Raw genomic sequence first — 6,628 nt, 5'->3', positions numbered from 1 at the left:
TCATCCCATATTGCAGTCTGATATGCTTTCATAGCCGAGGCATTTATTTCGCCGGCTTCGGACACTGAAGTTACTCCTTTGGCCAGAAATTGCTCGGAAGCCAAAATTATAGCTTGTCTCAATTGTGCTACGCTAGGAGGAGGAATAATTCGTAATATCAATTCCTTAGCACCCCACCGCAAAATTCCAGTTGGTTTACCAGTCTTAGGATCTCTATCAATCTGCCCTCCTTCAGGATCCTTTGTATCTTTTGATATACCTGCAAGTTCTAGAGCTAGGCTATTAACAACTGAAATATGCTCACAGAACCGAGTAATTATGACAGGATTGTTAGGTGCAGCCTCATCTAGATCCCATCTGTTAGGATGTCTCTTCTCAGACAGTTTGAAATCGTCATAACCTCTGCCAATTATCCATTCTCCCTCTGATTTATCTTCTGCTGTCAATTGAATCCTGTCCACTATCTCCTTAATGGAATTCACAGATGGTGTCTTGCAGTCAACTGCCATGAGTGCAAGTCCAAAGTTTATAGGATGCGCATGACAGTCTACAAATCCTGGAATCAATGTCTTCCCTTCAAGATTCAGTTCCTCCGTATCTCCATCAATCAGTCTTTCGATCTCCGCATCGGATCCAACCTTGAAGATTTTATCATCTATCACAAGAACCGCTTGAGCCCTCGGATTCGTCTCGTCCATAGTAATTACATTTCCATGAGTCAATGCAACTTTCCTTGTTATAAAATCGTGATTCATAAGAATCCAACCTAGAATAGCTATTTGAAAAAACTTCTTTTCCTGTTCTTACAAATTAACTTCCAAAAAATATAAAGATCACCTTCTTTCCTACTAGAAAGTAACTGATTGAAATGTCTCAAAACCAAATCTCAAAGCTGTTAAAGACAGCAAAATCAACAGCAGAAAAAGCAATCGAGGTCGACAAAAAAAGCGACAAAAAAACAGCTATTAGACTTTATTTGCAGGCTGCAGAAACATTGACTCAAATAATGGAAATGGGAGTGGACAGTAAACTCTACGATGAATGTTATGAGCATGCAAGGGAATATATAAAAAGAGCAAAACAGTTGAAAGGAATTTATAAGATAAATCTTGAACCTTTCAATATCAAGACTGAAGGTTTCACAGAATTAGATATAGAGAAAGTTCTAGCAGAATACCCAACCTTATTGACAGGGATTATTTATGAGAATTATCGAGTGCTGGGTCGACAAGTCACTCTATCAGAAGGTAAGAGGATTGATATCTTAGCCCAAGATCCCATGAACAAACTGGCTGTTATCGAACTTAAGAAAACAAAACCTAAAAAAGAGGACGTGGATCAAATACTGGATTATGTGAAGAGTATAAAAGAAAGAGGTCGAGTAGATTTGAGTTCTAGTTACATTTTAGTCGATGAAGTTTACGGAGTATTGGTTGCGCAAGAAATTGATGATAGTGTGATGGTGTATGCTATAAAAAATAAAGTAATTCCGAGACAACTAGATATCAAACTTTTAGAAAAGATGTTGATGACAAAAAGGCTAATCGAAGATTAGAGGTCACCCTCTCCTAACAGTTAGATTTTTTAGGAAGGAGTTGCCTTACATACCATTTTGATTAAAATGCCCCAGACGTGCGTGATTTATCACCCGAAGTTTGCAACGCATGGAAATCTCGTTTTACGAGAAAGATTAGCACCCGCATACAATTCTTTAATAGATTTTCTAAAAGAAAACGACCGAGACAACAGAGTAGTTATTCAAACACCTGAGAGAGTAAAAGAAGAATTAATTCTTCAAATACATACTACGCAACATCTTGCAAGAGTCAAAGAAGATGAATGTTATGAGGCCGCACGGCTGTCAGCGGGAGGAGCTTCACTGGCAGGAGAAATGGTCTGGACGAAGAAAGTAAAAAATTCCTTTGTTTTTACTGGAACTGCTGGGCATCATGCAAGTCGTAATTCATATTGGGGTTTTTGCTACATTAACAATTCTGCGTTACTTATTCAACATCTTAGAAACACTTACAATGTCAAACGATTCATGATAATCGACACAGATCCCCATCCAGGAGATGGCACACGGAATATTTTTGAGAGTGACGAAAATGTGGTACATCTAAACTTTTTTTCCGATGGCTATTCATTTAGTGACGATTTAATAAAATCCAATAAATTTGACATCCCTCTGCCCTCAAATATCTCTGATAAAGGCTTTCTGAGAGTTTTACAAGAACTAACTCCATTCCTTGCCGAAAAATTCGGGCCTGAAATGATTTTGTGGAATTTTGGGCATGACTCCCATCACGCGGATTATGGCGGTTTCAACTTGACGACCTCTGCATTTCCTGAAATGGCTAAAATAATCACACAAGCAGCTAAAGATAGCTGTGATGATAACCTCGTAGTCTTATTAAGTGGAGGATCTAATCTTTGGGTCGCAAAACAAAGTATAATAAGTATCGTAGCTGTACTTGCAAATTTGCCATCATTTGAGTTGAACCAAGATGTCGTTGAAGAAAATCCAGAAGACACACGAACAGCAGATAAGATAATAAACAAGTTACTAAGGTTTATCACTTTTTTCGTCCTCTGCCTGTCATTCATTCCCTGCATCTGAGGCGTGGGACCTCTCAGGTTCAGTCTCATGCACAAGAACGTGTTCTCTGCGTGATGCGAAGAACATTCCGCCTTGTATCTGGTATGTTTGCCTGCAAAGAGAAATACCAATATCATGATTTGAAGCATATGGGCTCACCTATGAAAGTCATCAATATAGAGATTAACCATTAATAAGAGATGGTTTTTCAAAGAAGAGAAACCAAATTTTAGTGCCTCATTGATTTTGTCAAGCACACAAGGTTTATACACATAACTATAAAGCGCACAAAGAGAATATTGACGCGATTCTATCTCTCTTTTTAGCATATCGAAATCTATTTCTTCTAGAACATCCATACGATAACGCGAGGACGCAGACCATCTGAATTTTCGAGAATTCATTGCGGAAAGGCGATCATAATATTGAAGGGTAGAGAGGAGAGGCAATTCTCGTTCGTTAAAATTGTAATTATGATGATTTTTTGCTAACTTGTAAACTTCTTCATCAATGATGTCGACCTCATTATAGATTTTACTTCGGTGCTTTTCGGTATGCACAAAATCATGTAAAAGAAAGGATTTTAATAGATTTTCCTGTGTATCTGAGAGTTTTGGAAGCATTTTACGAATTTTAATTTTTCTCAGAGTATGAAGAGGCCTTTTTTGGAGTTGCTTTGCACTTCTCCAGACAATTTGTCCCATTCCTTCATGGGTATATCTCCCGATGGTAGCAACGGTGAATGCTTGGTCAAGTTTAGACTGTGGAATGACGAACTCTACTGTTCCATACCATGCTCTAAATGTCATAGGAGCGCGTTTCTCTCCTTTTGTAAGTTTACCAAATGCTCTAGGACGACCATTAATAGTAATTACACCATATTTATGAAAAAAACGTTTTCTCTTACTTACAACAGATGTTTTAGTTATACCCGATAATTTTATCCAGTTTTTTGTCATTTTTTATCACTAACTTGGGCAGAGATTTGTTTTTGTTCGACCGCTGCCAAATTTTCTCCCTTACATGCAGTCCTCCACTCCTCGATGTTTTCAAGTAGTATTGGTTGCACTTCAGTTTTTTCACTAATTTTGTAGGCGCCATTATCGCTCTCGATGTTTCTTACAATGCCAATTTTCTGGACTTCGAAATCTAGAATTTTGACACGTCCATAACCCGCGTTTTTGCCACCACCAAGTGTCTCAATGTAGAGCAGTGACTCCATGAAAAACTTGATTTCATCATCAGTTAAAGTGGTTACGTCAATACAGAAGCTAAAATAACCACTGAAATAGCTTTCACGAAAGTCTTGAATGGGCGTCCTATCATAGGCAAGGGCAATCCTATTTTCGCTGGAGATATGAACTTTTTGAACAGCGACCTCAGTAGTGTATTCTTTATGTCTGATAGAGGCGATAGGATCAGCCAAGACAGAGATGCGGGACTCTTCACGGAAAGTACCAAAAATGCGCCTGAGAATACACGGAGGATTACATGCACCAAGCGGATGAAAACCCCGAGAAATAAGTTTGGTGCCATCTTTGAGTTCCGTTTTTTCACTGCTATGACACACTTCAATACCGCAAGCCTGAGCTAACTTCATACAAGCATGTCTCAGCATCCCACGCACACCTTTGATGTAATAAAGTTTAGTATTGAATACTTTTGACCCATTCTCATAGGGAATTTCGCCAAGGAGAAGCATAGTTGCATTTTTTTGAATAGACGCGTTGAGAGGTTTAGCTATGGGAGTATAGGCACGAATCACAATCTGTTTTTTTGTTTGATTCATGTTTACAACCTCAAGATTTTACGCCTGATTACTTATTACCTAAGTGCTCAGGAATGATATTACCTGCCCTGATGCAGATTTCGAATTCTTTTTTCTGGCGTCTCTCAGTATACTAGATATCTATTTTAACATATATCTTTTATATTATATATTTTGTGTGGAATAATAGTACTTTTAAAGGAAAAGAATGTTTGTTTTATCGTATAAAGTATATGTGAAACATACAAAGGCTGCCTGTAAAAGATCGCAAAGGTGATAGCATGGGAAGTATTAGCGTCTCCATACCAGATGACCTTGAACAACAATTACGTGAAAAAGGTGTGGAAAAATTCGGTCTTAGAAGAGGTTATTTAAGTAAAGCCGTTGAAGAGGCTATCCGGCTATGGTTAAAAGAAAATCAATAACAAAAACGGTACATCCAAGGTTTAGTCAATGATGGTAAAAAGTAAAAAGGTCTTATATGGTGACTGAACCGATTGATAATCCATTAACTGATTGATTTGCTAGGCGTCGTCTAACTTTTCAAAATCGATGGGTCTATCTACTTCAAACATCTTATTATTTACGACATCGTGGATGAGCAGTTTTGTCTTTTCTACATCCTCAACTTTTTCTTCTTCTTCAGAATACCTCATTTCAGCAACAATTTCAACGAAATTGATTTTTTCTTTTCTTCCATTTACCCTTATGAAGCAATTATGAAAGGGCACGGTTCTTTTAATGCCAAATTTCCCTGCATTTTTGAGATCTTCAAATGTCTTATTTATTAAATCAAATATATTAGCAACTGGTCTTTCATTTGCATCGTAAATTGTAACTTCTCTATAATTTTTTGGTTCATGCTCTTTTATGAAAGTTTCATTTAATTGAGACTCATTCTTTGCTTGAAGGTTAATCTGTACACTTATGACCTCGGGCCCTATAAATCTCTTTATATGTACAATGTATGTACTCCTAGTTCTTTAGGGGTTAATATTCGATATAAATTAATGCCATGATGCGTTGCATATTGAATTGCACCTTTTTGAAAGCCTTTACGGCTTATAATTGTCGCTCTATTTGCATTAACATCATCGGTTATTTCATTAATTTGCATAACAACAGACTTCTTTACTCTCGATTGCCAACGTTTTACTTCAATTATCTCCCTAATATTGATTAATGGCAGCGAAAGCTCGACAAGAACATCTATCTGATGACTTGCTCCGGATTTCCCTTTTAGAATTACATTATGCTTTATTTCTGGTTTGAAATCTGAAAGTTTGATTTCATAGATTTTGGCAATAATTCTTTCGAAAATTTTCCATTTTTTTGTCATGGGCAATCATCTAAAAAATCGGGTAGCGTCAAAACGAACTCCTCAGGTACTATATAGGGTCAAAGGTTATTATAAAGCCTTATCAAGGTTTTTACTACGAACTCCAATTCATCTTTGTTGTTGTCAATCTCACCTTTGCTGAGATGTACTTCTAAAGTATGAGCCGCAGAGTTACCAGATTCTCTAAATATGTTTATCTTATCTATAAAATTATGATCTAAATGGGGTATGATTGGCTTAAAATCATTAATGTGGTCTTTGAAGTTTTTCAAAAGAATGTTGAATATATGAAATCGGTTGTGATTAATATCGAAAAATAACTCCACATCATGCCTACCATACTTCTTCCTCAAAACATCAACCAGCAGGTTCTCCAATAATTTTCTAGAAAATACCACAACTGCAGGATATAGTTCATACATATAGCATTTGTTGATAAAATCTGTCAAATCTCCATAAAAACTGTCTGGAAAAACTTCAATATCCAGATATTTGACAGGGACGCCGATTTCAGGAAATATTTGAGAAACATCTGCTACTTTGTTCTCTAAATATGCTTTTATCAAAGGATATCGTTCTAGCACCTCATTATCGGGCTTTATGTCATTTTGAATTACATGGAGTGCCATTGAAATCGTGCGCGGAGGATTTTCTTCATAAGCATGTTTAAATACACGGTAAACAATTTCAGGATAATCAGGATCCTTAAAGTATTGGCTTCTGCGCAACCTTGGTGTATTGTCTAATAAATCACCGAACATAAACATTTCTAAAGCCATAACCCAATCTACAGCATCCCAATCAAGATCAGTAATTAATTTAACAGTGCGCGCTAAAAATGCACGCTCCATTTTGACTTTATCCGAGTTAGTGGAATTTAAAGGCATAAACACGCCTCTCGATGTTTATTGAAGTGTTGAGT

At 36.9% G+C, this 6,628-nt stretch carries 9 protein-coding genes; 3 read left to right on the top strand and 6 right to left on the bottom strand.

The genetic code is table 11. The annotated features are described in order from the left end of the window. Positions 1-755: amidohydrolase (locus QVB70_RS12175; protein WP_287586611.1), on the bottom strand; the 755-nt coding region annotated here is incomplete at its 3' end. 113 nt (positions 756-868) lie between these two features. On the opposite strand from QVB70_RS12175, the gene QVB70_RS12170 reads away from it, so the two are divergent. Further along, a complete protein-coding gene (locus tag QVB70_RS12170; RefSeq protein WP_287586608.1) occupies positions 869-1,555 on the top strand; it encodes an endonuclease NucS domain-containing protein in 687 nt (228 codons plus the stop codon). A gap of 66 nt (positions 1,556-1,621) precedes the next feature. Then, a complete protein-coding gene (locus QVB70_RS12165) occupies positions 1,622-2,620 on the top strand; it encodes a hypothetical protein (RefSeq protein WP_287586605.1) in 999 nt (332 codons plus the stop codon). Positions 2,621-2,754: 134 nt separating this feature from the next. Here the strand turns inward: QVB70_RS12165 and QVB70_RS12160 are convergent, their stop codons facing one another. Together QVB70_RS12160 and QVB70_RS12155 are read right to left on the bottom strand one after the other, a co-directional pair. Further along, a complete protein-coding gene (locus QVB70_RS12160; RefSeq protein WP_287586602.1) occupies positions 2,755-3,558 on the bottom strand; it encodes a hypothetical protein in 804 nt (267 codons plus the stop codon). Then, on the bottom strand, positions 3,555-4,388 hold the full coding sequence (locus QVB70_RS12155) for an RAMP superfamily CRISPR-associated protein (protein ID WP_287586599.1): 834 nt from the start codon (positions 4,386-4,388) through the stop codon (positions 3,555-3,557). The genes QVB70_RS12160 and QVB70_RS12155 overlap by 4 nt, the downstream gene beginning before the upstream one ends. Positions 4,389-4,648: 260 nt before the next feature. Here QVB70_RS12155 and QVB70_RS12150 point away from each other — a divergent pair, with 260 nt between their 5' ends. Continuing rightward, positions 4,649-4,792: a hypothetical protein gene (locus QVB70_RS12150; RefSeq protein ID WP_287586597.1), complete on the top strand. Its 144-nt coding sequence runs from the start codon at positions 4,649-4,651 to the stop codon at positions 4,790-4,792. Positions 4,793-4,891: 99 nt separating this feature from the next. Here QVB70_RS12150 and QVB70_RS12145 read toward each other — a convergent pair whose 3' ends face one another. From QVB70_RS12145 to QVB70_RS12135, 3 genes are all read right to left on the bottom strand, one after another. After that, a complete protein-coding gene (locus tag QVB70_RS12145; RefSeq protein WP_287586596.1) occupies positions 4,892-5,023 on the bottom strand; it encodes a hypothetical protein in 132 nt (43 codons plus the stop codon). Between the two features lie 296 nt (positions 5,024-5,319). After that, positions 5,320-5,706, bottom strand: a complete 387-nt coding sequence (locus QVB70_RS12140; protein WP_287586594.1) for a restriction endonuclease — start codon at positions 5,704-5,706, stop codon at positions 5,320-5,322. 59 nt (positions 5,707-5,765) lie between these two features. Next, positions 5,766-6,593 (bottom strand): hypothetical protein, encoded by an 828-nt coding sequence (locus tag QVB70_RS12135; protein ID WP_287586593.1) that lies wholly within the window; start codon positions 6,591-6,593, stop codon positions 5,766-5,768. Positions 6,594-6,628: the final 35 nt, after the last annotated feature.

Origin of the sequence: Candidatus Borrarchaeum sp. (assembly GCF_019058535.1) — an archaeon.
In the GTDB taxonomy this organism is placed as follows: domain Archaea; phylum Asgardarchaeota; class Sifarchaeia; order Borrarchaeales; family Borrarchaeaceae; genus Borrarchaeum; species Borrarchaeum weybense.
The sequence above is the reverse complement of the archived record's forward strand: the minus strand, read 5'-3'. Positions and strand labels throughout refer to the sequence as shown.

What these genes read in the sequence shown, in the direction of transcription:
- QVB70_RS12170 (WP_287586608.1), top strand. Translation starts at nt 869, where the DNA reads ATGTCTCAAAACCAAATCTCAAAGCTGTTAAAGACAGCAAAATCAACA.
- QVB70_RS12165 (WP_287586605.1), top strand. Translation starts at nt 1,622, where the DNA reads ATGCCCCAGACGTGCGTGATTTATCACCCGAAGTTTGCAACGCATGGA.
- QVB70_RS12160 (WP_287586602.1), bottom strand. Translation starts at nt 3,558, where the DNA reads ATGACAAAAAACTGGATAAAATTATCGGGTATAACTAAAACATCTGTT.
- QVB70_RS12155 (WP_287586599.1), bottom strand. Translation starts at nt 4,388, where the DNA reads ATGAATCAAACAAAAAAACAGATTGTGATTCGTGCCTATACTCCCATA.
- QVB70_RS12150 (WP_287586597.1), top strand. Translation starts at nt 4,649, where the DNA reads ATGGGAAGTATTAGCGTCTCCATACCAGATGACCTTGAACAACAATTA.
- QVB70_RS12145 (WP_287586596.1), bottom strand. Translation starts at nt 5,023, where the DNA reads ATGAGGTATTCTGAAGAAGAAGAAAAAGTTGAGGATGTAGAAAAGACA.
- QVB70_RS12140 (WP_287586594.1), bottom strand. Translation starts at nt 5,706, where the DNA reads ATGACAAAAAAATGGAAAATTTTCGAAAGAATTATTGCCAAAATCTAT.
- QVB70_RS12135 (WP_287586593.1), bottom strand. Translation starts at nt 6,593, where the DNA reads ATGCCTTTAAATTCCACTAACTCGGATAAAGTCAAAATGGAGCGTGCA.